The following is a 21,865-nucleotide window of genomic DNA, read 5'->3' on the forward strand; positions in this document are numbered from 1 at the left end:
GGCGAGAGCTGGTTCACGCTGCCCGGCGAGCGCTGAGCCCGACGCTCAGGGCTTGCGGCCGACGGCGGCGTACTGCGCGATGTCGCGAGCGGCCGGGCGCGGCTGCGGCTCCTCCTCGGCCCGCCACTCGGCGAGCGGCACCAGGCCGGGCTCGAGCAGTTCCAGGCCGTCGAAGAACCGTTCGATCCGGGCGCGGTCGCGGGCGTGGAAGTCGCTGGAGGGCCCCTCGGCCTTGTCGAGCGCCGCCCGGGTCGCCGGATCCATGAAGTCGTTGGTGCCGTGGCTCATCACCAGGTAGCTCCCCGACGGCAGCGCGTCGAGCAGGCGCGCGACCTTCGCATACGGGTCGGCGGACTCGTCGACGAAGTGCAGCACCGCGACGAGCATCAGCGCGACCGGCTGCGAGAGGTCCAGGACGTCGGCCAGGTTCTCGTCGGCGAGGATGCGCTCGGGGTCGCGGAGGTCGGCGTCCAGATAGGTGGTGCGGCCCTCGGGCGTGCTGGTCAGCAGCGCCCGGGCGTGCACCAGCACCATCGGATCGTTGTCCACGTAGACGACGCGGGTCTCGGGCGCGAGGGCCTGCGCGACCTCGTGGGTGTTGTTGGCGCTCGGCAAGCCGGTGCCGATGTCGAGGAACTGGCGGACGCCGGCGTCCTTGGTCAGGTGGGTCACTGCCCGCCGCAGGAACGCGCGGTTCTCCAGGACCGCCAGGCGGGCCGTCGGGAACGCGGCGGCGATCGCGTCTCCGGACGCGCGGTCGGCGGCGAAGTTGTCCTTGCCGCCCAGCCAGTAGTCGTACCGGCGGGCCGGGTGCGCCGTCGACGTGTCGATCGGGAGCGAGGCCGCGAACTCACTGGTCACTGCTTCTCCCGTACACGATCGTGACGGCTGTTGCCGCGCTTGACGTCATCGTACGGTCCTGGAATCCACTTGTGACACTCGGTGTCCCATTCAGGGCGGGGTCGCTGTCACATTCTCCGGGTCCTCGGTTGTCGGATGCCTGACCGCGCACGACGAGAAGCGGAGGATGTCGTCATGAAGCGAGCACTGCACCGAGCGCTGGTGGATCGCGTTCTGCACGGCGAGGGCCGGGCGTCCGCGCAACTGCGGGCCGGTGCCTTCGACAACGACGGGCTTCCCGCGCCGCTGGACACGCTGATCGGCACGGTCGCCGCGGGGCCCGGACACGTCACCGACGCGGACTTCGCCGCGGCACTCGCGTCGGGCGTGACCGAGGATCAGCTGTTCGAACTGGTGATCTGCGCCGCGGTCGGCCGGTCCTCGCGGTTGTACGACGCGGGGATGGCAGCCCTGGCCGAAGCGACCGCCGGGGGAGGCACCGACTGATGCGCCCCGACGTCCTGAACCGCGGCTACCGTCCGGCGACGAAGCTGATGTTCCGGCTCATCCGGCTGTTCTCCGGCCACCCGATGCCGGACGCGGCCAAGATCGTCTTCTACCGGCCCGACTTCTACGGTGCTCCGGCCAAGAAGTTCACCCACGAGGCGATGCGCGGGCCGTCGGCCTGGTCGGTCGCCGACCGTGAGCTCATGGCGGCGTTCGTGTCCACGGTCAACGGGTCGGCGTTCTGCGTGGCCGCGCACACCGCGACCGCGGCGCGGGCCTACCGGGACGAGGCGCTGGTCGCCGCGGTGCTGTCCGACCTCGAGTCGGCGCCGGTCGCCGAACCGTTGCGGGCCACGTTGCGGATGCTGGGCACGTTGACCGCGGAGGGAACGGTCACCGCCGAGCAGATGCGCACGGTGCTCGCTGCCGGCGTCTCGCCGCAGCAGGTCGAGGACGCGTTGGCGGTCTGCGCCGCGTTCGACACGACCAGCAGGCTCGCCGACGCGTTCGGCTTCGAGTTGCTCAGCGACGAGGGCTTCGAGGCAGGAGCGAAGTACTTGCTCAAGCGCGGGTACCGATAGGAGCACGAGGTGACTGCACCCGATCCCAAGGCTGACTTCCGGCACTACCTGGACGAGGCGCGGAACGTTCTGCTGTGGAAGCTGGACGGGCTGTCGGAGTACGACGTCCGCCGGCCGCTGGTGCCGACCGGCACCAACCTGCTCGGGCTGGTCAAACACGCGGCGACCGTGGAGGCCGGCTACTTCGGTGCGACGTTCGGCAGGCCGTTCCCGGAGCCGATGCCCTGGGCGGAGGACGGTGCGGAGCTCAACGCCGACATGTGGGCCACCGCCGAGGAGTCGAGAGACCAGATCACCGAGCTCTACCGGCGCGTCTGCGGGCACGCGGACGCCACGATCGAGGCGCTCGACCTGGACGCGATCGGATACGTGCCGTGGTGGGGCCCCGAACGCCGCGCGGTGACGCTGCATCGCGTCCTCGTGCACGTGATCGCGGAGACCCACCGGCACGCCGGTCACGCGGACATCGTCCGCGAACTGCTCGACGGGAACGTCGGGCGGCGCTGGGTGGGCGACAACCTCCCCGACAGCGACCGCGGCTGGTGGAGCGCGTACCGCGATCGCCTCGAGGACGTCGCCCGCCGGTTCGGCTGATCCCGCCGGTTCAGAACACCGAGTACCCGCCGTCGACGACGACCTCGTTGCCGGTGTGGAACGTCAGCGCCGGATCCGCGAGGAACGCCGCGACCTCGTGGAACTCCTCCGGAATGCCCCACCGCCGCACCGGCGTCCGTGCCGTCGTCGCGGCCATGAACCGGTCGTCGGCCTGGAGGGTCTCGGTCATCGGGGTCCGGGTCCAGCCGGGCAGCAGGATGTTGCACCGGACCCGGTAGCGGGCCAGTTCGACGGCGAGCGTCCGGCCGAGACCGAGCAGGCCGGTCTTGCTGGCGGAGTAGGCCGCGAGCCCGGTACCGCCGTAGCGGCTCACCGTCGAGGAGACGACGACGATCGAGCCGCCGCTGTCCTGCGCGACGAACCGCCGCGCCGCCTCCCGGGTACTCAGGAACGCCCCGTCGAGGTTGGTGCGCAACACGCGGTGCCACCGGTCCAGCGTCATCTCGGTGATCGGTGCGCCGTCGGTGACGCCCGCGTTGGCGACCAGGCAGCCGAGCGGCCCGAGCTCGGTGACGGTCTGCTCCATCGCCGCGGCGACCGCGTCCTCGTCGGTGACGTCGCAGCCGACCGCGAGCGCGCGGACGCCGTAGCCGGTGATCTCCGCGACCGTTTCCGCGCTGCGCTTCTCGTCGCGGGCCCAGATCGCCACGTCGGCGCCTGCCTTGGCCATACCGACGGCCATCGCCCGCCCGATGCCGCTGTTCCCTCCGGTGACGACGGCGGTCAACCCGGTCAGGTCGGTCACGGCAGCCTCCGGGCAGCTCTGCGAACGGTCGTTAACTTCCCCGTTCCCGGATCATGCCAGAAGCCGCGGTCAGCGGGGGAGGGCCGGCGCGGTGCGACGCCGGTAACACTCGGCGCGGGCGCGGACGAAGTGCTCCCCGGGCTCGCCGCCGAAGTACATCCACGGGGACGTGGTGACCTGATCACCGAGAACGTCGAACATCTCGGCGGCGGCGTCGAACTCGTCGGCAAGCCAGAACGGCATCGCGAGCCGGTTGTGATCGGACTGCCAGCCGAGCCGGCCCCGATAGGCCGGGTGGCGCACTGACCGGTCGGCCGCGGCGTGCAGCTCGGCGCGGGTGTCCGGCCGGAGCAGGTGTTCCTGGCTCTTGCCCCCTTCCCGCCCGAGGTAGAGCCAGCGCTCGATGTGCGCGTCGGCCACCAGGACGGCCAGCCCGGTCTCCGGCGGCGCGCTCGCGGCCGTGTCGACGGCGAACCCGTGCATCAACTCGTCGGAGCCGCCCCACTTCCGGCAGAGCTGCATGAACAGCCCGGCGTGCGCGCCGAGGTGCCAGCGGGACCGGGCGACGGCCTCGCGGAACCGGCGCTGCGCCTCCTCGACGCCGAGCCCCATGCCGACGCCGCACACGATCAGCTCCGACCAGGCGGTCGGGTCGTGCGGGTTCCGGGCGGCCGCCTCGGTCAGGTAGTCGTGGGCGAACCGCAGCCGGCGCAGGAAGATCTGAAACTGGGCTCGCGAGGTCTTGCTGGCCCACTTCGCGCCGCGTGCCATCCAGGCCCAGTCGATGGCGTGCGCACCGCGGACCAGCATCGGCAGGTGCGAGCGGGGTTCGGCCTCGGCCCATTCGCCCGCCCAGGCCTGGACGCCCTTCGACCGGCTGATCAGCCCGACGTAGAAGTCCAGCGCGCCGGGGTCCTCGACGCCGCGCAGGAACTCGTGCACCGCGCGCCAGTCGCGGCGTTCCACGTCGGCCAGTAACCGGGCGGCGCCCGGGTCGCCCATCGTCCGATCGACGGTGGGAACGGGCACGGACTGCCGCCGGAACGGCGCCATCGTGGCATCCTCCTATCTCGACGCGGCGCCAGGCGCCGATGGCCCCGCACCATACCGGGCTTGTCACGGTTTCGGTTGCGGTTGCCCTGCGCCGGCGGCTAGCTTCCAACCTCGTGTCCGATCCCCGCACGGTCCTGGGCGGGTTCGCCGCTCTCAAGGTCGACGGCGTCCCGCACGACGTGTTGATCCTCCCGTCCGGGCTGCTCTTGATGCCCAACCAGAAGCAGCCCGGCTCCGACGTCAAGCGGCTGAACGGCCTGGTGGCCGAGGTCGGTATCGAGGAGCTGATCCGGCGGAACCGGTTCGTCCGGTTCGAGGACGTGAGCCACTCCCAGGTCCACCGGCGTACACCGCTCAAGGTCGACCTGGATCTGCTCGGCGGCGGCAGCATGACGCTTGCCGCGGGCTGGACCACACCGCTGCTCACGAAGAACAGCGACCGGGACCTGTGCGACCTGCTGGCCGAGATTCCCGCCACGCGGCCGATGCCCGCGGACGGCTACGAGAACGCCGCGCGGGCCTGGGCCGAGGACGCGATGGTGCTGGACGGCGTCGCCAACGTCACCGCGAACGACATCCCCTACGACCTGCTCGTGTTCGACGTCGGGCTGGTGCTGATCGGCGAGCCGGGCCCGTTCGAGAAGGGGCAGGAGCGGCTCACCAAGCTGCTGACGAATCTGCCGCCGCACGAGATCGTCGGCCGGAACTGGTTCATCCGGTACGAGGAAGTCGTCGACGCGCGGATCGTCAAGACGCTGCCGCTGCGCGCCGAACTGGAGCTGTACGACGGTCTTCACCTGAAGATCGGCGAGCGGATGGTGAGCCAGACCCTCACCGACCAGGGCCGCGACGTCCTGGTCGACGCGTTCCGCTCGGTGGGCGCCGACGCGCCGTGAGTTGATCGCTCTCCCCGGCGCAAGCCGAACCCTGCTGCGGTGCTGCCTGTTGGCCGCCTCCTGGCCGTGGGGAACTCGCTTGAATGACGTTTTGAACGTTATTCAACTTCCTGTCTTTAGTGACGGAATTGGGGAGCGAATTTCTCGGTGAAAGCCGAGGGTCGAGGGTTGAACATTGTCGTTCCACCCCGGAGAATTCATATTCTTGACCGACCATGAATGATCATGCCCGGTCGGGCTCGCCACCATCGACTAGGGAAGATGACATTGGGGAGTCTCGGAGCAACAGCTGACCTGGAATTACCCGCCGCTCCAGTACTGCAGCCACTGGAATGGCCGACCGCGCCGTTGCCGACCCCACCCCCGACCCGGCGGCCGCCACTCGCCGGTGCGGTGGCCGGCGTGCTCTGCGGTGCGCTCGCCGTCGGTGGCCTCTGGCTCGGCTCGGTCTGGCTCGACACGCCGGCGCAGGCCCCGACCGGCGACGCCGCCGTGGCCTGCGCGATCCTCGAAGGCCTCCCGGCGGCCTCCGCCACGTCCACCGGGGCACGCCTCTACGCCGCGAGCGAGCTGTCCGCGACGGCGGCCGGGGACGACGAGCGGTGGACCCGGCTGGCCGAGTCCACCCGGCGGGCCTATCTGTCGAGCGAGGACCGGAACAACGCCGCGGTCGACGAGCACGTCGAAGCCGCTGTCGGCGAGTGCAGGCGCTGAGCCGGGTCAGAGATCCAGCACGAGTTTCGGGCAGGCGGCGCGGGACACGCAGATGAACATCGTGTCGTTCGCGGCGCGTTCCTCCGCCGTGAGCAGGCTGTCGCGGTGGTCGACCGCGCCGTCGAGCACCGGCGTCTCGCAGGTGCCGCACGTGCCCTCGCGGCAGGAGAACAGCACGAACACCCCGGCCGCGTCGGCGACGTCCAGGATCGACTGATCCGGTGGCACGGTGAGCGTCTTGCCGCTCTGCGCCAGCTCCACCTCGAACGACTCGTGCCGCACCGGCTCGCCCTGCTCCTTCGGGGCGAACCGCTCGACGTGCAGCGTCCCGGACGGCCACGACGCACACCGCTCCTCGACGGCCCGCAGCAGCGGTTCGGGCCCGCAGCAGTAGACGAGCGTGTCCGCGCGCGGCGGCCCGAGGATCGCGTCCAGATCGAGCAGGCCGTGTTCGTCCTGCGGACGGAAGACGACCCGCGGCCCGTGGGCCGCGGTCAGCTCCGCGCGGAAGGCCATCGACGCGGAGGTGCGCCCGCCGTAGTGCAGTTCCCACTCCGCTCCGGACGCCGTCGCGGCCGCCATCATCGGCAGGAGCGGCGTGATCCCGATGCCGCCCGCGATGAACACGTACCGCGCGGCGGGCTCCAGCGCGAAGTGGTTGCGCGGCCCGCGGACGTCGACGACGTCACCTTCGGCGAGCTTGTCGTGGACGTACTGGGAGCCGCCGCGCCCCTCGGTCTCGCGGAGCACGGCGACGCGCCAGGTCGAACGGTCGGCGGGGTCGCCGCAGAGCGAGTACTGCCGCACCAGGTCGGGGCCGAGGGCCACGTCGACGTGCGCGCCGGGTGACCAGACCGGGAGCGCGGCGCCGCTCGGGTCCTGCAGGTCGAGCGCCACCACACCGTCGGCGACGGCGGAACGGCGGACGATCCGGAGGCGAAGGTCGACCTCGTCGTGGGTGCTGTGCACGTGTGCCTCTCCTCGCTGATGCGGCAGTTCACGTCAGGATGCCATTCATCGATGGCGCAGTCGTGGTCTCCCGACGAACATCACACCGGGACGACGTCCCGGCGCCGGGAGGGTGGAGCCGGCGGGACCACCAGCGCACCACCGGCGGGGTGATCGGGGTGGGCGAGCAGCCATTCCCAGAGCGTCACCGGGTCCTCGGCGTCGCTCTCCGCACCGCAGTGGCAGCGGCCGTGCAGCCGGTCCGACCCGGGCACCCAATCCACGTGCAACACCCGCTTCCCAGCGCCCGGGCGAGCGCCCGCGCCCGGGCGAGCGCCCGCGCCCGGGCCCGGGCTCGGCCCCGCGTCCGGGGGCGTCATCGGGTCGCGGGCGTCGGAAGACCGGCTGCCGACCCCGCCGCGGCGAGTTTCGCCATCATCCGCCGCGCCGCCAGACCGCCGGTGTCGATGTTGATCGACAGCTCCTGGTACCCGTCGGCCTCGTCGGCGATGACCCGCTCCAGAACGTCGAGCGCCGTGACGTCCTGCAGCACGACCGTGCGGTTGTTCTCGGCGAGGAAGTCCGACACGCCCTGGTCGTCCAGCGCGAAGTCCCGCGCCACCGCCCAGAAGTCGTGCGTCGAGTGCTCGGTCTCCGGCGTGATCGCGTAGACGACCTCGACGTGGAACGCGTCCGGGTCGGTGCCGTCGGCGTTCGGCAGCACGCCGACCGGAGCGATCCGCGAGTGCAGCGTGTAGAGGCAGGGCGGCAGGTACTCGATGTCCTGCCACCGCGTGATCCGCCCGGTGATCCCGGTGGACTTCGCGTAGAACGGCGGGCACGCGGCGTCGGCCATGTGCCGCGACACCGAGATGATCCCGGCGTCCTCGTCGACCTCGGTCGTGATCGGCGTCTCCGCGACCTCGGGCGTCCCGATGTACCCGCCGTGCAGATACGTCTCGTGGGAGAGGTCGAGCAGGTTGTCGATGAGCAGGCTCGCCCTGGCCGCGAGCGGCTCCATGCCGGACACGGTGGTCCAGCCCTCCTGGGCGAGCCACGGCGCCCGGGGGATCCGCGCCGAGGGAGCGAGCGCGGGGTCCCCGATGAACACCCAGACGAACGAGTCCTGCTCCACGACCGGGTACGACCGCAGCCGCGCGGTCCGCGGCACCCGGGTCTGGCCCGGCACGGCCACGCACACCCCGTCCGCGCCGTACGTGAAGCCGTGATACCCGCAGACGACCGTGTCGCCGACCAGGTGGCTCGGCTTCTCCGAGAGGGGGAAGCGGCGGTGTACGCACCGATCCGACATCGCGGTCACCGCACCGGCTTCGGTCCGCCAGAACAGGATCGACTCGCCACAGATCGTCCGCGAGAACAGGTCCCGCCCGATCTCCCGGCCATAGGCGGCCACGTACCACTGATTACGCACGATCGACGTCATCGTCAGCCCTTTCGTGCCGTCGGTGCCGGTCAGTGTGGGGCGGCACCCGCGGGCTTGCCGACCACCACTTCCGGAATGCGGAAGGTTTCCGGAATCCGAGAGGGCTGCGGCGGACGCACATTTCGGTCCACACTGACCCCATGGCGCCCGCCGACGAGCCCGGCTCGGACACGCGACGGCGCGCGCTCGTCGCCGCGATCGACGAGTGGCGGGCCGAGGTGGGCGCTCCGATCGACGCGCGCGTGCGCGCGGCGATGCTCACGGTGCCGCGCGAGGCGTTCGTGCCGGGCCTCCCGCTGGCCGACGTCTACGACGAGCAGGCCGCGCTCGTCACCAAGCGGGACACCCGCGGCGTGCCGGTCAGCTCGGTGTCGGCGCCGTCGATCGTCGCGATGATGCTCACCCAGCTCGACGTCCGGCCGGGGCAGCGCGTCCTGGAGATCGGCAGCGGCGGTTACAACGCCGCGCTGCTCCGGGAGATCGTCGGCCCGACCGGCCGGGTCACCACCGTCGACGTCGACGCGGACGTGGTCGCGCGGGCCCGCCGTTGCCTGGCCGCGGTCGGCCGCACCGACGTCGCGGTCGTGCACGCCGACGGCGAGTTCGGCGTCCCGGACTCCGCGCCGTACGACCGGATCGTGGTGACCGTCGAGGCCGCGGACATACCGCCCGCCTGGGTCGAACAGCTCGTCGAGGGCGGGCGCCTGGTGGTCCCGCTGCGGATGTGCGGGCTGACCCGCTCGGTCGTTTTTCACCGCGTCGGTCGGACGCTCGTCAGCAGCGGATACGAGCTGTGCGGCTTTGTCCGGATGCGCGGCGCCGGGGAGCGGCGGGAGCGTCGGGTACCGCTGCGCGAGGACGAGGTCTACCTGGTGCTGGACGACGGCCAGGACGCCGACGCGCGCGCCCTCCGCAGCGCGCTCGGCCAGGCCCGGATCGAGGTGCCGACCGGGGTGGTCATCGGCCCGAAGGAGCCCTACGTCGAGCACCTCGACCTCTGGCTGGCGACGACGCTGTCCGGCTTCTGCCTGCTCGTGCCGACCGAGGGCGCGGTGGAGCGCGGGCTGGTCAACCCGGCCTGGGGCGGCGGTGGCGCGGCGGCGCTCACGCGCGGCGGGACGTTCGCCTACCGGTCGTGGAGGCGGCGCGGCGACCAGGCGGAACTCGGCGTGACCGCTCACGGCCCGGAAGCGATGGCGCTCGCCGCGGAGTTCGCGGACGCCCACCGGGCGTGGGCGCAGGACCGGCAGCTCGCGTCACCGGCCCGGATCACCGTGTATCCCGCCGGCACGCCGGACGCCGACCTCCCGGCCGGGTACGTGCTCGACCGGCCGCACACGCGCACGGTCGTCAGCTGGCCCTGACCCGCGCCTTCATCCACCGTTCCGCGGACGGCCGCCCGGGCTTCACAGGACTCCCGCTAATTTCTGGGTCCATTCCAGACACCAAGAAACGGGGTACGTGTGCCGTGAGGAAAACGCTCGGGGCGATTTTCGCCCTCCTCCTACTGACCACAGGGATCGTCGCGTTCACACCGCAGGCCGCATCGGCCGCGGCGGCGCGCAATCCCTCGCTGATCATCAACGGCTACGTCGAAGACGGCTGCCTGAGCGCCAACTACTCCAACTCCTACATCGCCGACTGCGGCAGCGGCTCCCGCTTCCACCTGTGGCGTCGGGTCGCCCTGCCGCTCGGCGGGTTCCGGCTGCAGAACAACGGGAGCGGGCTCTGTCTCGCGATGAACGAGGGGCTGGACGTCTTCGTGACGAACTGCTCGTCCGCCACCCTCAACCCCTACCAGGACTGGCAGGCCGCCGCGAACAGCGGGACCTGGACCAACATCCGCCACCGCGCAAGCGGCGCGTGCATGAGCGCCAACGGCATGGCCAAGGACACCTATGGCGTCCGGGGCGGTTGCAACTTCGACGCAGACGGACGGAAGTGGCTGTTCTCGTAAAGTTGTCCGGCTACCGACGTATCAGCCAGCGCTGATACGTCGGTAACTGGCCACAGAATCAGCGGGGGCCGTACGTGCGGAAGATCGGCTCCGCGATGCACACCGGCTTGGGGGCGCCCTCGGCCTCGATCACGGCCGCGATCGTGAGCTGGTAACCCCCGGCGACCTCCTCGACGTCCTTCAGCGTCGCGGTGAGGCGGATCTTCGAGCCCACCGGCACCGGCGCCGGGAACCGCACCTTGTTCAGGCCGTAGTTCACGCCCATCGTCGCGTCGGTCACGGTCAGGACCTGCGACCACATCGGGATCAGCAGCGACAGCGTCAGGTAGCCGTGGCCGATCGGGCCGCCGAACGGGCTCTCCGCCGCGGCCCGCTCCGGGTCCACGTGGATCCACTGGTGGTCGTCGGTGGCGTCGGCGAACAGGTTCACCCGCTGCTGGGTGACCTCGAACCAGTCGCTGACCCCGAGCTGGGTGCCCTTCAGGCCGGGCAGCTCGGCGACCGTCGTCGTAGTCGTCATACGGAAACATCCTTCCGGAGGTCGGGCTTACGGATCTTGCCGGTGGCGGTCTTGGGCAGCGCGTCCACGAACCGGATTCGGCGGGGCACCTTGAACCCGGCGAGCCGGGCCCGGAGCGCGGCCCGCACCGTGTCCTCGTCGGCCGCCGAGCCCGGGGCGACGACGACGAACGCGACGCCCACCTCGCCCCACCGCTCGTCGGGCACACCGATCACGGCTGCCTCCTCGACGTCCGGCAGGTCACGGAGCGCGGACTCGACCTCGGCCGGGTACACGTTCTCGCCGCCGGAAATGTACATGTCCTTGTACCGGTCGCGGATGTAGAGGAAGCCGTCGGAGTCCACGCTGCCCGCGTCGCCGGAGTGGTACCAGCCGTCGACGAGGACCTCGGCGGTGCGGTCCGGCTCGTTCCAGTAGCCGGCCATGATGTTCGGGCCCTGGAGCACGACCTCGCCGATCTCACCCGGCGCGGCCTCGGTTCCGTCCGGCCGCACCACGCGGACGTCGGTGAAGAACTGCGGACGCCCGGCGGAGCCGACCTTCGCCACCGCGTCGCCCGCGTCGAGGACGGTGCCGGCCGGTGCCGACTCGGTCATGCCGTACGCCTGCTGCACGGTGATGCCCCGGTCGAGCCAGGTGCGCAGCGTCTCGGCCGGAAGCGGCGCACCGGCGGCGGCCACGGTCCGCAGCGTCGAGAGATCGCGTGCGCGGAAGCCCGGTTCGCGGCTCAGCGCGTCGAGCATCGTCGGGACGCCGAAGAAGCTGTTGATCCGCTGCTCCTCGATCAGCGCGAGCAGGCCCGCCGCGTCGAACGACCGAACGATCACCGCGCACCCGCCACGCAGCAGCGTCGGGTTCACGGTGCCGTTGAGCCCGCCGATGTGGAACAGCGGCGCCACCGCGAGCGTCCGCTCGTCCTGGGCGAAGTCGAAGCCGAGGATCTGGCTCATGCACGCCCACGTCATGTTGCCGTGGGTGAGCACCGCGCCCTTCGGGCGTCCGGTGGTGCCGGACGTGTACATGATCAGGCACGGGTCCTCGAGCGTGACCCGCGCGTCGCGGGGCTCGGGGTCGGTGAGTAACTCCTCGTACGGCAGCGAGCCCTCGCCTCCGGCGAGCGGTGGTTCCGCGGTTACCCACGTACGGACCGAGGTCGTGGACCGGAGCTCGTCGGCGACGGTCCCGTGATCCCGGCCGTGGACGACGACCGACGCGCCGGAATGTCCGATGACGTACGCCGCCTCGGACGCCGTGAACCGGGCGTTGACCGGCACCCACACCGCCCCGAGCTGCCCGCAGGCGTACAGCGTCTCCAGCGCGGCGGGGTGGTTGAGTCCCAGCCACGCGACCCGGTCGCCCGGGCGGACGCCGAGGCCGGCGAGCGCACCGGCGACCCGCCGCACCCGGTCGGAGAACTCCCGGTGCGACGTCGTGACGCCCTCGAACCAGAGCGCGTCCCGGTCGGGGGAGATGCGGCGGCGGCGCTCCGGCCAGGAGCCGAGCCCGGCGTTACGCACGGCCCAGGCCCAGAGCGCGAACCGCGTTCTCCTTCATGATCAGCGGCCGGACGTCGTCGGCGATCTCGAGTTTTTCGAAGTCGCGGATCCACCGCTCGGGCCGCAGCAGCGGATAGTCGGAACCGAACAGGACCTGGCGCTTGAGCTGGCGGTTCGCGGCGTGCACCAGCTGCGGCGGGAAGTACTTCGGCGACCAGCCGGACAGGTCGATGTAGACGTTCGCCTTGTGGGTGGCGATCGAGATCGCCGCGTCCTGCCAGGGCACCGACGGGTGGGCCATGATGATCGTCAGCCCGGGGAAGTCCGCGGCGACGTCGTCGATCAGCATCGGGTCGGAGTAGCGCAGCTTGATGCCGCGGCCGCCGGGCAGGCCCGCGCCGATCCCGGTCTGGCCGGTGTGGAAGAGGGCCGGGACCTGCAGGGCCTCCAGCTCCTCGTACAGCGGGTACGCGCGCGGGTCGTTGGGCGCGAAACCCTGGAAGCTCGGGTGGAACTTGAAGCCGCGGACGCCGTGCTCTTCGACGAGGCGGCGGGCGGCCCTGACGCCGGCCTTCCCGCGCGCCGGGTCGATCGAGCCGAACGGGATGAGGACGTCGGGGTGCTGCGCGGCCAGGCCGGCGATCTCCTCGTTGGACAGCGCGGGCTGGCCGGTCGCGGCTTCGGCGTCGACGGTGAAGATCACCGCGGCCATGCGGAGCTTGCGGTAGTCGTCGGCGATCTCGGGGACCGTCGGGTCGTACGGGTCGCCCTTGAAGTACTTGGCCGCGGCGGTGCTCAGCTCGTCGTCCAGCGCGAGGTGCCCGTGCTGGTCGGCGTGCACGTGCACGTGGACGTCGATCGCGACGAGGTCGTCGATGTTCATCGGGGCGGCTCCGGCAGCTGCTGGCCCACGGTCTGCGCCGACGGAGCGAACGTGTCGGCCCAGACGTCGGCGATCGCGTCGGCCGACCAGCCGGTCCCGTCGGCGAACTCGACGACGATCTCGGACGGGTGGCTCCAGAGCGCGAGCCGGTCACCGCCGATGCCGACCGCCTGACCGGTGATGCCCGCGGCGGCGTCGGAGGCGAGGAACGCGACCAGCCCGGCGGCGTCCTCCGGCGTGCCGAAGCCCAGCTCCTGGCGGGCGAACGCGGGCAGCGGCTCACCGGCCCGCAGCGCGTCGATGTACGGCTTGAGGAACGGCACGGTCTCGGTCATCGCGGTCGCGGCGACCGGCACCACGGCGTTGACCGTGATCTGCGCCCTGGCCAGCTCCATCGCCCAGGTGCGGACCATGCCGACGATGCCGGCCTTGGCCGCGGCGTAGTTCGTCTGCCCGAAGTTGCCGACCTGGCCGGTGGGGGAGCCGATGCAGATGATCCGGCCACCCTCGCCCTGCTCGCGAAGTTTGATCGAGGCGGCACGGGTGGCGGTGAACGTTCCGCGCAGGTGGGTGGTGATCACCGCGTCGAACTGCTCGTCGGTCATCTTCCACAGCGTGGTGTCGCGCAGAATGCCGGCGTTGTTGACCAGGATGTCCAGGCGGCCGTACTCGGCGACGGCCCGGTCCACGAGCGCCTGGGCGGCCTCGCTGGTGCCGACCGGCACGACCTCGGCCACGGCCCGACCGCCGGCCTCGGTGATCGTGTCGACGGCGGCCTTCGCCACCGCCTCGTCCACGTCGTTGACGACCACCGCCGCGCCGTGCGTGGCCAGCCGCTGGGCGTAGGCCAGACCCAGACCACGCCCGCTGCCGGTGACGATCGCTACCTTGCCTGTCAGGTCCATGTCGCTGCCTCTTCGCACCTGATGGGGGATGTGTACTCCGGGGACGACGGTAAGGTTAACCGTTGAGAGTGTCAATTAATGAGGAGATCATCTAATGCCGTTCGTCGACAACATCGGCTTTCTGATGTCCCGGGCGAGCGGTCAGCTGGTGCGCGCCACGAACGCCGCGCTGGCCGACGAGGGGCTCCGGGTGCGGCAGTACTCGGTGCTGGCCCTGGTCTGCGAGTCCGCGCAGGGCGAATCGCAGCGTGACCTCGCCGAAGTGCTGGGGCTCGACCCGAGCCAGGTCGTCGCGCTCGTCGACGACCTGGACCGGGCCGGGCTGGTCGAACGTCGTCCGTCACCGGCCGACCGGCGGACGAAGCTCGTCGTGCCGACCGACCGGGGCCGGGCCGTCCGCGAGCGGGCCGCCGAGCGCGCCGACGCCCGGCTCACCGACGCGCTCGGCGCGCTGACCGCGGCCGAGCAGGAGACGCTGCGCGCGCTGCTGGCCCGGGTGGTGGACCTGGACGTCACCCCTCGGGTATCTCCCTAACGTGGCGCGTTCCCCGTCCGGTGACTCGATGGTCGACCGGGTGGTCCGGGTGCTGGAGGCGTTCGACCCGGACACCCCGGTCCTGACCGTCTCCGCTCTCGCGGCGCGCGCCGGGCTACCGCTGTCCACCACGTCCCGGCTGGTCGACCAGCTCGTCGGCCACGGCCTGCTGGGACGCGACAGCGCGCGCCGGGTGCGGATCGGCGTACGGATGTGGGAGCTGGCGTCCCGCGCGTCGCCAACGCTCGGCCTGCGCAGTGCCGCGATGCCGTTCCTGGAGGACCTGCACGCGGTCGTCGGGCACCACGTCCAGCTCGGCGTGCTGGAGCAGCGCGAGGTCCTGTTCGTCGAGCGGCTGTCGGCGCCGGGCGCGGTCATCAACCTCACCCAGATCGCCGGGAGGCTGCCGCTGCACGCGTCGTCGGGCGGGCTGATCCTGCTCGCGCACGCCCCATCCGATCTGCAGGAGGCGGTGCTCGCCGGCCCGCTCCGCGGGTACACCGACCGGACGATCACCGACGCCAGGACGCTGCGCCGCACGCTGGCGCAGGTGCGCACGCAGGGGTTCGTGCACTGTCCCGGCCACATCCACCCGGACGCGGCCGGGGTCGCGGTGCCGGTGCGCGACCGGTCCGACGCGGTCGTGGCCGCGCTGGCGGTCGTAGTGCCGAACGACGACCGGGCGCTGGGCACGGTGCCGCTGCTGCGGGCGATGGCCCGGGGCATCCAGGCGTCCATCGGACCCATTGAATGGAACTGACGTTGTGACCGGGGTTACCCGGCGCTGATCCTCGGCGGCATGCCCGCTGCTGCGCATGCTCTTCTTCCGTCCTCCACCGGACTGTCGGCCCTGCGCGTCGCCGCCAAGACTCCGCTGGCCGACGGGGTCTGCGGATTGACGCTCGTCGCCCCGGACGGTGGCCGGCTCCCGGATTGGACGCCCGGCGCCCACCTCGACGTTCTCTTGCCCGGTGACGTCACAAGGCAGTACTCGCTGTGTGGAGATCGCTGGAACCCGACGTCGTACCGGGTCGCGGTCTTACGCGAGCTCGCCGGGCGGGGTGGCTCCGCGTACGTCCACGACACGCTGTCGATCGGCGACCTGGTGGGCGTCGGCGGGCCGCGGAACAACTTCCCGCTGGTCCCGGCCGCGCACTACGTGTTCGTGGCCGGCGGGATCGGGATCACGCCGATCCTGCCGATGATCCAGCACGCCGAGCTGCTCGGGACGCCGTGGACGCTGCTCTACGGCGGCCGCACCCGCTCGTCGATGGCGTTCCTGCCGGAGCTGGCCGCGTACGGCGACCGGGTGCGGATCCGGCCGCAGGACGAGTACGGGCTGCTGGACCTCGCGTCGACGCTGGAGTCGATGCCCGCGGGCGCGAAGGTGTACTGCTGCGGGCCCGGCCCGCTGCTGGACGCGATCGAAGCGTCGTGTTCGACGCTGGCGCCGGGCACGCTGCGGACCGAGCGGTTCGTGCCGAAGGAGCAGGGCCCGCCGGTGCGCAGCACGCCGTTCGCGGTCGAGCTGGAGCGCAGCGGCGTGACGGTGACCGTCGCCCCCGGCACCAGCGTGCTGGAGGCGATGGCCGCCGCCGGGGTGCCCGTGCTCTCGTCCTGCCGCCAGGGCACCTGCGGGACCTGCGAGACGGCGGTGCTCGACGGCGTGCCCGACCACCGCGACTCGCTGCTCACCGACGCCGAACGCGCGGCCGGTCGCAGCATGTTCGTCTGCGTGTCCCGCTCCTGCGGCGACCGCCTCGTCCTCGACGCCTGAGGGGTTTTCATGACGCTCGCACTGACCTCCATGGACGCCGATCCGTTCGGCCCGGAGATCCTCGAAGACCCGCTGCCGTTCCAGGCCGCGCTGCGCGACGCCGGCCCGGTCGTCCACCTGTCCACGTACGACGTCTACGGGCTCGGCCGCTACGCCGAAGTGCACGCCGCCCTCACCGACTGGCAGAACTTCCAGTCCGCGGCCGGCGTCGGGCTCTCGAACTTCCGCGTCGAGAAGCCGTGGCGTCCGCCGAGCCTGCTGCTGGAAGCGGATCCGCCGCACCACGACGCGCCCCGCCACGTCCTCGAACCGATCCTCACACCGCGCGCGCTCCGCGCGCTCCGGCCGCGCTGGCTGGCCTCCGCCGAACAGCTGGTCGACGAGGTGCTCGGCGCGGGTGACATCGACCTGGTCACCGCGGTCGCGCAGGCGTTCCCGCTCCGCGTCTTCCCGGACGCCGTCGGCCTGCCGGACGCCGGGCGGGAGAACCTGCTGCCCTACGGTGACCACGCGTTCAACGCGTTCGGACCGTCCAACGAGCTGGTCGCCAAGGGCCTGCCGCGGATCGGCGAACTGTCCGCCTGGGTCAACGCCCAGTGCGCCCGCGAGGTGCTGGCCCCGGACGGGTTCGGCGCCCAGATCTGGGCCGCCGCCGACCGCGGCGACATCACCCCTGAACAAGCGCCGCTGATCGTCCGCTCGCTGCTCACCGCCGGGGTCGACACGACCGTGCACGGGCTGGGCGCCGCGCTCTACGCGTTCGCGACCCACCCCGACCAGTGGGACCGGTTCCGCGCCGCCCCGACCCTGGCGCGGGTCGCGTTCGACGAGGCCGTGCGGCTCGAATCGCCGGTGCAGACGTTCTTCCGCACCGCGACCAGGGACATGCGGATCGGCGACACGGTCGTCCCGGAGGGCCACAAGATCCTGATGTTCCTCGGCGCGGCCAACCGCGACCCGCGGCGCTGGGCCGACCCCGACCGGTTCGACCTCGGACGGGACCCGTCCGCGCACGTCGGCTTCGGGATGGGCATCCACCAGTGCGTCGGCCAGCACGTGGCGCGGCTGGAGGCCGAGGCCGTGCTGACCGCGCTCGCCGCCCGGGTGTCCCGGATCGAGCTGACCGGCCCACCCGTGCGCCACCACAACAACACGCTGCGCGCGTTCGCCGCGCTGCCGGCCCGCCTGATCACCGGCTGAGCAGATCCGGGAGGTCCGCGACGCTGCCGACGACGTGCGTCGGGTGCTCGGCGTCCAGCTCCTCGCGGGTCTGCGCACCGGAGAGCACACCGACGACGAGGCCCGCACCGGCGGCGTGCCCGGCGCGGATGTCGAGCACGGTGTCACCGGCGGCGAGCACCTGTGCCGGATCGTCCACACCGGTGCGGCGCATCGCCTCCCGGATCAGGTGCGGCTCCGGACGACCGGCCGCCACCTCGGACGCGCAGACCACGGCGTCCAGCTGATCACCGACCCGCCAGCCGAGCGCGGCGAGCAGCGGGTCGGTGACCTGGCGGTCGAAGCCGGTGGTCAGCGCGGCCCGGACACCCGTGGCGCGCAGTGCCGCCAGCGCCTCCGGAACACCCGGGATCGGACGCGGCGGCGCCGCGGCATAGGCCTCCCGCAGCCGTTCCACGAACCGCGCGTGCAGCGTCTCGGTGGCCGCCCGGTCACCGGTGAGCGCCGCCAGCGCCTCGCGCTTGTCCGCGCCCATCCAGCGGCGGATGTCAGCGTCGGCGGCCGGGGTTCCGTGCTCCGCGACGACCTCGGCGAGGACCCGGTAGACCGCACCACCCTCGTCGACGGTGGTCCCGGCGATGTCGAGCGCGACGAGTCGGATCACGGTGTGCTCCCCAGATGGCGACGGACGTACGCGGACAGCTGGTCGACGGCCACGATGAGGACGAGCACCACCAGGATGTGGGTCAGCATCTGGTCGAACTGGAACAGCTGGATGGATTGGTTGATCAGGAAGCCGATGCCGCCGGCGCCGACCAGTCCGAGGACCAGCGACGAGCGGACGTTGACGTCGAACCGGTAGAGCAGCAGGCCGACGAGCTGCGGCGTGACAGTCGGCAGCAACGCGTGTGCCGCCACCTGGATGCGCCCCGCACCGGCCGATCGGAGCGCCTGGGAGGGACCGGGGTCGGCGTCCTCGAGCGACTCGGCCCACAGCTTGCCCATCACGCCGACGTTGTGGCACACGAGCGCGAGGACGCCGGGGAACGGGCCGAGGCCGACCGCGGTCACGAAGATCAGCGCGAACACGACGTCGGGCACCGCGCGCAGGAACGACAGCAGCGCGCGAGCCGCCTGGTAGGCCCAGGCCGTCGGTGCGGTGTTGCGGGCGGCCAGCAGCGCGAACACGAGCGTCGCCGGAATCGACAACGTCGTGCCGAGCAGCCCGATCCAGAGCGTCACCAGGGCAGCGGAGGCGCTGTCGCGCAGCACGTCGGCCGAGAAGTCCGGCGGGATCGCCTCGGCGAGGAAGTCCGCCATCCCACGCCAGCCCTCGACCAGCGCGGCTGCCGAGATCTCGGTGGTGTCCCACGCGACGACGTGCGCGGCCACGACGACCGCGGCGATCGCCCAGCCGACGATCAGCGCCCGGGGACGCCGCGGTTTCGGCGGCACCGCGAGGCGGCGCGCGGTCAGGGGTCCGGTTCCGGTCATGGGGCGGGTTCCAAGGCCGAGACGTACAGCGACTCGACCGGCTGCGACGGGTCGCCGTCCAGCACGACCCGGCCGTCCCGCAGGCCGACGATCCGGTCGGCGTGCCTGCGGGCGAGGTCGGGCTGGTGCAGGACCGCGAGCACGGCCAGCTGCTCGTCGTGCGCCAGCTCGGCGAGCAGCGCGAGAACCTGCTCGGCGGCGGCCGGGTCCAGCGCCGACACCGGCTCGTCGGCGAGCAGCACCGGGGCGCGCTGGCAGAGCGCCCGGGCAACCGCGACCCGCTGCTGCTGGCCGCCGGACAGGCTGCCCGCGCGGTCGTGCGCCCGGTCGGCGAGCCCGACGCGGTCCAGGCAGGCCATCGCCTCCTCGCGGACGACCCGCGGGAACACCAGCGACCGGTGCAGCGGCAGCCGTCCCAACGCGCCGGCGCAGACGTTCTCCAGCGCGCTGCGCCGCCGCACCAGGTGGATCTGCTGGAACACCAGAGCGATGTCCAGCGGGCCGCGCCGCCGTCCGTCGACGGTCACCGTGCCCCCGGCGGCCGGGGTGAGCCCGGCCGCCGCCCGCAACAGCGTGGACTTGCCCGAGCCGTTCGCGCCGAGCACCGCGAGCAGCTCACCGGCGGACACCGTCACGTCGACCCCGTGCAGTACGGCCCGGGAGCCGTACTGCACGCGGACGCCGCGGAGGGCGAGCATCAGACGTCCTTCTCAGTGAGCTTCAGTGCGGTGGCGAGGTCGAAGAGCGGCTGGTACGTGGCCTTGTCCACCGCGACGAGCTTGCCGGGCGGGTCGACGTCCAGCAGCGCGGCGAGCTTCGCGACGGCGTCCGGGTCGAGGTCGAGCAGCGCGTCCTCGACGGCCTTCTTGAACTCCGGGTCGAGGTCACCGCGGACCGTGATCGGGTCGTTCGGGATCGGCTCCGACGTCCAGATCTTGCGGAACTTCGAGGCGTCGAACGTGCCGGAGCTCGTCGCGCTGGCCTCCTGCTGCGAGTTGATCTCCGCGGCGTCGACCGAGCCGTTCACCAGCGCCAGCAGCGCCTCCGGGTGCCCACCGGCGTACTTCAGCTTGACGTCCTTCTGTGCGATGCCGGCGTCGATCAGCGCCTTGCGCGGCAGCGCGTCGCCCGAGGTCGAGCCGACCGACGACAGCGCGAGCGTCTTGTCCTTCAGCTGCTCGATGCCGGTGAGCGGCGAGTCCTTCGCCACCCAGATCGCGGCGGTGTAGCTGGACAGCTTCCCGGTCGCGTCGCCGAACGACGCGACGGCCTCGGCGTTCGCCCGCTGGCTGGCGAACACGTAACCGAGCGGGCCGAAGATCGCGAGGTCGAGTTTGCCGTTCTCCATGGCCAGTACTTCGGCCGAGTAGTCCTCGGTGATCCGCACGGTCACCGGGCAGTCGAGCTTCTTCTCCAGCGCGTCACCGAGGATCTCGGCGGCCGGGGTGAGCTTGGCCGGGTCCTCGAACGGCTCGACGCCGAAGCGGATCTCACCGCCGGGGCAGGTGGGCGACGCGGACGCCGAGTCGGCGTCACCGCCGCAGGCAGCGAGCGTCAGAGCCAGGCAGGCGGTGGCCGCCAGCGCGAGGGAACGACGGACGAACACGGGGGGTCTCCTTGGGGAGGGGCTCAGAGCGAGTCGAGGACGGTGGGGGCGAGCCCGAAGGCGGTGGTCATGCCGATCCCGGACGTCACCGAGACCGCGGTGACGCCGGAACCGACCGGCGCGCGGAGGAACTCGCCGTCCGCGCTGGCGTACGTGCCCTGCCAGCGGCGGACGACGGTGAGGTCGGAGCGGCCCAGCAGCGCCCGGGTCTCGGCCAGCAACAGCTCGTCGAGCTGCTCGGACGACCAGGGCTCGGGCGTGCGGGCGTAGGCGTGGGTGTCCCCGACGACGAGGTCGCCGTCCGGGAGCTGGGTGAGCATGTGGTTGACGACCGCGTCCAGCAGGTCCGGCCGTTCGGCGCGCCACCGCTCGCGGAGCGCGCGGGCGCCGTCGGTGCCGGCCAGCGCCGGGTAGCGGAGCATCGAGCTTCCGGTGAGCACGGCCGGGTCGATCCGCAGACCGGGCACGCGCAGCTGGAGCATCTGCAGCCGGCACCGCTGCAGAGCGGCGTCCTCGGCGACCGCGGGCAGCAGCCGGTCGAGGTCGTGGCCGACACAGACCACGATTCGCCGGGCGCGCAGTTCGCCGCGACCGGTGCGGACCAGGCCCGGTTCGACGCCGAGCACCGGCGTGCCCCAGCGGATCCGGACCCCGGGCTGCGCGCTCAGCCAGGCCGCGATCGCGCCTGCGGCGCGGCGCTGTTCGATCCGCAGGTCCCGGGGGAGCAGTGCACCGCCGTGCAGGTTCTCCACCTCCACGGGGACGCGGTGCGCGACCTGCTCGGGGGTCAGCAGCCGGACCTCGTCGTGGCCGCGGAGCGCGGCGAGTTCGTCCAGCGCGGCCATCTCCTCGGCGGCCCGTGCCACGACGACCGTGCCGCACTCGGCGACCCCGAACCCGGCCGCGAGGCCCAGCCGGAGCCAGGTGCCGCGGGCCCGATCGGCGTAGGCGAGCGCCTCGCCGGTCTGCGCGGTGATGCACGCGTGGCCGAAGTTGCGCACCGAGGCCCCGACCGCGCGCTCGTCGCGGTCCACGACGGTCACGGTGAGGCCGCGGTTGACTGCGTCGACGGCGTGGGCGAGCCCGACGATGCCGGCGCCGACGACGACGAGATCCGAGGTGGTCACGGTGGGGACGGTGTCAGCCGCTCGCGGGGCCGGTCAATACTTG

General features: G+C 72.1%; 26 protein-coding genes. 11 read left to right on the plus strand and 15 right to left on the minus strand.

Annotated features, from left to right (window positions below; genetic code table 11):
• Positions 1–45: 45 nt before the first annotated feature.
• The gene (locus BUB75_RS27280) at positions 46–861 is read right to left on the minus strand and encodes an SAM-dependent methyltransferase (RefSeq protein ID WP_073260697.1); all 816 of its coding nucleotides are present in this window, start codon (positions 859–861) and stop codon (positions 46–48) included.
• A gap of 174 nt (positions 862–1,035) precedes the next feature.
• Between BUB75_RS27280 and BUB75_RS27285 the strand changes: the two genes are divergently transcribed.
• The 3 genes from BUB75_RS27285 to BUB75_RS27295 are packed head-to-tail and all read left to right on the plus strand — an operon-like array spanning position 1,036 to position 2,522.
• The gene (locus tag BUB75_RS27285; RefSeq protein WP_073260698.1) at positions 1,036–1,347 is read left to right on the plus strand and encodes a hypothetical protein; all 312 of its coding nucleotides are present in this window, start codon (positions 1,036–1,038) and stop codon (positions 1,345–1,347) included.
• The gene (locus BUB75_RS27290) at positions 1,347–1,928 is read left to right on the plus strand and encodes a carboxymuconolactone decarboxylase family protein (protein WP_073260699.1); all 582 of its coding nucleotides are present in this window, start codon (positions 1,347–1,349) and stop codon (positions 1,926–1,928) included. The genes BUB75_RS27285 and BUB75_RS27290 overlap by 1 nt, the downstream gene beginning before the upstream one ends.
• A gap of 9 nt (positions 1,929–1,937) precedes the next feature.
• Positions 1,938–2,522 (plus strand): DinB family protein, encoded by a 585-nt coding sequence (locus BUB75_RS27295; RefSeq protein ID WP_073260700.1) that lies wholly within the window; start codon positions 1,938–1,940, stop codon positions 2,520–2,522.
• Between the two features lie 10 nt (positions 2,523–2,532).
• On the opposite strand, the gene BUB75_RS27300 is transcribed toward BUB75_RS27295, so the two are convergent.
• Both BUB75_RS27300 and BUB75_RS27305 read right to left on the minus strand, forming a co-directional pair.
• Positions 2,533–3,288: an SDR family NAD(P)-dependent oxidoreductase gene (locus tag BUB75_RS27300; protein WP_073260701.1), complete on the minus strand. Its 756-nt coding sequence runs from the start codon at positions 3,286–3,288 to the stop codon at positions 2,533–2,535.
• Positions 3,289–3,357: 69 nt separating this feature from the next.
• Positions 3,358–4,341: a hypothetical protein gene (locus BUB75_RS27305; RefSeq protein ID WP_073260702.1), complete on the minus strand. Its 984-nt coding sequence runs from the start codon at positions 4,339–4,341 to the stop codon at positions 3,358–3,360.
• Positions 4,342–4,454: 113 nt separating this feature from the next.
• Between BUB75_RS27305 and BUB75_RS27310 the strand changes: the two genes are divergently transcribed.
• Positions 4,455–5,237, plus strand: a complete 783-nt coding sequence (locus BUB75_RS27310; RefSeq protein ID WP_073260703.1) for a hypothetical protein — start codon at positions 4,455–4,457, stop codon at positions 5,235–5,237.
• Between the two features lie 261 nt (positions 5,238–5,498).
• Positions 5,499–5,951, plus strand: a complete 453-nt coding sequence (locus BUB75_RS27315; protein ID WP_143175431.1) for a hypothetical protein — start codon at positions 5,499–5,501, stop codon at positions 5,949–5,951.
• 6 nt (positions 5,952–5,957) lie between these two features.
• Here the strand turns inward: BUB75_RS27315 and BUB75_RS27320 are convergent, their stop codons facing one another.
• The 3 genes from BUB75_RS27320 to BUB75_RS27330 form a co-directional block, all read right to left on the minus strand.
• Complete coding sequence (locus BUB75_RS27320) at positions 5,958–6,920, minus strand: PDR/VanB family oxidoreductase (RefSeq protein WP_073260705.1); 963 nt, start codon at positions 6,918–6,920, stop codon at positions 5,958–5,960.
• A gap of 80 nt (positions 6,921–7,000) precedes the next feature.
• On the minus strand, positions 7,001–7,183 hold the full coding sequence (locus BUB75_RS27325; RefSeq protein ID WP_218617789.1) for a hypothetical protein: 183 nt from the start codon (positions 7,181–7,183) through the stop codon (positions 7,001–7,003).
• A gap of 92 nt (positions 7,184–7,275) precedes the next feature.
• The gene (locus tag BUB75_RS27330; RefSeq protein WP_073260707.1) at positions 7,276–8,343 is read right to left on the minus strand and encodes an aromatic ring-hydroxylating oxygenase subunit alpha; all 1,068 of its coding nucleotides are present in this window, start codon (positions 8,341–8,343) and stop codon (positions 7,276–7,278) included.
• A gap of 140 nt (positions 8,344–8,483) precedes the next feature.
• Between BUB75_RS27330 and fxlM the strand changes: the two genes are divergently transcribed.
• Together fxlM and BUB75_RS27340 are read left to right on the plus strand one after the other, a co-directional pair.
• The gene (fxlM, locus tag BUB75_RS27335; protein ID WP_073260708.1) at positions 8,484–9,707 is read left to right on the plus strand and encodes a methyltransferase, FxLD system; all 1,224 of its coding nucleotides are present in this window, start codon (positions 8,484–8,486) and stop codon (positions 9,705–9,707) included.
• A 104-nt stretch (positions 9,708–9,811) separates the two neighbouring features.
• On the plus strand, positions 9,812–10,300 hold the full coding sequence (locus BUB75_RS27340; RefSeq protein WP_073260709.1) for a ricin-type beta-trefoil lectin domain protein: 489 nt from the start codon (positions 9,812–9,814) through the stop codon (positions 10,298–10,300).
• A gap of 58 nt (positions 10,301–10,358) precedes the next feature.
• Here the strand turns inward: BUB75_RS27340 and BUB75_RS27345 are convergent, their stop codons facing one another.
• Genes BUB75_RS27345 through BUB75_RS27360 form a run of 4 tightly spaced genes read right to left on the minus strand, consistent with a single transcriptional unit; the run spans position 10,359 to position 14,104 of the window.
• Positions 10,359–10,820, minus strand: a complete 462-nt coding sequence (locus tag BUB75_RS27345; protein ID WP_073260710.1) for a MaoC family dehydratase — start codon at positions 10,818–10,820, stop codon at positions 10,359–10,361.
• Positions 10,817–12,337, minus strand: coding sequence for an acyl-CoA synthetase (locus tag BUB75_RS27350; RefSeq protein WP_073260711.1), 1,521 nt, complete (start codon positions 12,335–12,337; stop codon positions 10,817–10,819). Before BUB75_RS27350 ends, BUB75_RS27345 begins: the two co-directional genes overlap by 4 nt.
• Positions 12,330–13,199, minus strand: a complete 870-nt coding sequence (locus BUB75_RS27355; protein WP_073260712.1) for an amidohydrolase family protein — start codon at positions 13,197–13,199, stop codon at positions 12,330–12,332. Before BUB75_RS27355 ends, BUB75_RS27350 begins: the two co-directional genes overlap by 8 nt.
• Positions 13,196–14,104 (minus strand): SDR family oxidoreductase, encoded by a 909-nt coding sequence (locus tag BUB75_RS27360; RefSeq protein WP_073260713.1) that lies wholly within the window; start codon positions 14,102–14,104, stop codon positions 13,196–13,198. The genes BUB75_RS27355 and BUB75_RS27360 overlap by 4 nt, the downstream gene beginning before the upstream one ends.
• A 94-nt stretch (positions 14,105–14,198) precedes the next feature.
• On the opposite strand from BUB75_RS27360, the gene BUB75_RS27365 reads away from it, so the two are divergent.
• From BUB75_RS27365 to BUB75_RS27380, 4 genes are read left to right on the plus strand one after another with little or no spacing between them, the layout of a single operon-like run.
• Positions 14,199–14,639: a MarR family winged helix-turn-helix transcriptional regulator gene (locus BUB75_RS27365; RefSeq protein ID WP_073260714.1), complete on the plus strand. Its 441-nt coding sequence runs from the start codon at positions 14,199–14,201 to the stop codon at positions 14,637–14,639.
• A 1-nt stretch (position 14,640) separates the two neighbouring features.
• Positions 14,641–15,399 (plus strand): IclR family transcriptional regulator, encoded by a 759-nt coding sequence (locus tag BUB75_RS27370; RefSeq protein ID WP_073260715.1) that lies wholly within the window; start codon positions 14,641–14,643, stop codon positions 15,397–15,399.
• Positions 15,400–15,438: 39 nt separating this feature from the next.
• On the plus strand, positions 15,439–16,416 hold the full coding sequence (locus tag BUB75_RS27375) for a PDR/VanB family oxidoreductase (RefSeq protein ID WP_073260716.1): 978 nt from the start codon (positions 15,439–15,441) through the stop codon (positions 16,414–16,416).
• A gap of 9 nt (positions 16,417–16,425) precedes the next feature.
• Complete coding sequence (locus BUB75_RS27380) at positions 16,426–17,616, plus strand: cytochrome P450 (RefSeq protein WP_073260717.1); 1,191 nt, start codon at positions 16,426–16,428, stop codon at positions 17,614–17,616.
• Here the strand turns inward: BUB75_RS27380 and BUB75_RS27385 are convergent.
• Genes BUB75_RS27385 through BUB75_RS27405 form a run of 5 tightly spaced genes read right to left on the minus strand, consistent with a single transcriptional unit; the run spans position 17,606 to position 21,822 of the window.
• Positions 17,606–18,259, minus strand: coding sequence for a phosphonatase-like hydrolase (locus BUB75_RS27385; protein ID WP_073260718.1), 654 nt, complete (start codon positions 18,257–18,259; stop codon positions 17,606–17,608). The genes BUB75_RS27380 and BUB75_RS27385 overlap by 11 nt on opposite strands.
• Positions 18,256–19,089, minus strand: a complete 834-nt coding sequence (gene phnE, locus BUB75_RS27390) for a phosphonate ABC transporter, permease protein PhnE (RefSeq protein WP_073260719.1) — start codon at positions 19,087–19,089, stop codon at positions 18,256–18,258. Before phnE ends, BUB75_RS27385 begins: the two co-directional genes overlap by 4 nt.
• Positions 19,086–19,787 carry a phosphonate ABC transporter ATP-binding protein gene (locus BUB75_RS27395; RefSeq protein WP_073260720.1) on the minus strand — a complete coding sequence of 234 codons (702 nt, stop codon included), beginning with the start codon at positions 19,785–19,787 and terminating at the stop codon, positions 19,086–19,088. Before BUB75_RS27395 ends, phnE begins: the two co-directional genes overlap by 4 nt.
• Entirely contained in the window at positions 19,787–20,695 is a 909-nt protein-coding gene (locus BUB75_RS27400; RefSeq protein WP_073260721.1) for a phosphate/phosphite/phosphonate ABC transporter substrate-binding protein, read from the minus strand. Before BUB75_RS27400 ends, BUB75_RS27395 begins: the two co-directional genes overlap by 1 nt.
• 23 nt (positions 20,696–20,718) lie before the next feature.
• Positions 20,719–21,822 carry a TIGR03364 family FAD-dependent oxidoreductase gene (locus tag BUB75_RS27405; RefSeq protein ID WP_073260722.1) on the minus strand — a complete coding sequence of 368 codons (1,104 nt, stop codon included), beginning with the start codon at positions 21,820–21,822 and terminating at the stop codon, positions 20,719–20,721.
• Positions 21,823–21,865: the final 43 nt, after the last annotated feature.

It is taken from the genome of Cryptosporangium aurantiacum (assembly GCF_900143005.1).
Lineage (GTDB): Bacteria > Actinomycetota > Actinomycetes > Mycobacteriales > Cryptosporangiaceae > Cryptosporangium > Cryptosporangium aurantiacum.

Bases quoted from the DNA above. Each gene is read 5' to 3' on its own strand.
- BUB75_RS27285 (WP_073260698.1), top strand. From the start codon at position 1,036: ATGAAGCGAGCACTGCACCGAGCGCTGGTGGATCGCGTTCTGCACGGC.
- BUB75_RS27290 (WP_073260699.1), top strand. From the start codon at position 1,347: ATGCGCCCCGACGTCCTGAACCGCGGCTACCGTCCGGCGACGAAGCTG.
- BUB75_RS27305 (WP_073260702.1), bottom strand. From the start codon at position 4,341: ATGGCGCCGTTCCGGCGGCAGTCCGTGCCCGTTCCCACCGTCGATCGG.
- BUB75_RS27315 (WP_143175431.1), top strand. From the start codon at position 5,499: ATGACATTGGGGAGTCTCGGAGCAACAGCTGACCTGGAATTACCCGCC.
- BUB75_RS27330 (WP_073260707.1), bottom strand. From the start codon at position 8,343: ATGACGTCGATCGTGCGTAATCAGTGGTACGTGGCCGCCTATGGCCGG.
- fxlM (WP_073260708.1), top strand. From the start codon at position 8,484: ATGGCGCCCGCCGACGAGCCCGGCTCGGACACGCGACGGCGCGCGCTC.
- BUB75_RS27345 (WP_073260710.1), bottom strand. From the start codon at position 10,820: ATGACGACTACGACGACGGTCGCCGAGCTGCCCGGCCTGAAGGGCACC.
- BUB75_RS27355 (WP_073260712.1), bottom strand. From the start codon at position 13,199: ATGAACATCGACGACCTCGTCGCGATCGACGTCCACGTGCACGTGCAC.
- BUB75_RS27360 (WP_073260713.1), bottom strand. From the start codon at position 14,104: ATGGACCTGACAGGCAAGGTAGCGATCGTCACCGGCAGCGGGCGTGGT.
- BUB75_RS27365 (WP_073260714.1), top strand. From the start codon at position 14,199: ATGCCGTTCGTCGACAACATCGGCTTTCTGATGTCCCGGGCGAGCGGT.
- BUB75_RS27375 (WP_073260716.1), top strand. From the start codon at position 15,439: ATGCCCGCTGCTGCGCATGCTCTTCTTCCGTCCTCCACCGGACTGTCG.
- BUB75_RS27380 (WP_073260717.1), top strand. From the start codon at position 16,426: ATGACGCTCGCACTGACCTCCATGGACGCCGATCCGTTCGGCCCGGAG.
- phnE (WP_073260719.1), bottom strand. From the start codon at position 19,089: ATGACCGGAACCGGACCCCTGACCGCGCGCCGCCTCGCGGTGCCGCCG.
- BUB75_RS27395 (WP_073260720.1), bottom strand. From the start codon at position 19,787: ATGCTCGCCCTCCGCGGCGTCCGCGTGCAGTACGGCTCCCGGGCCGTA.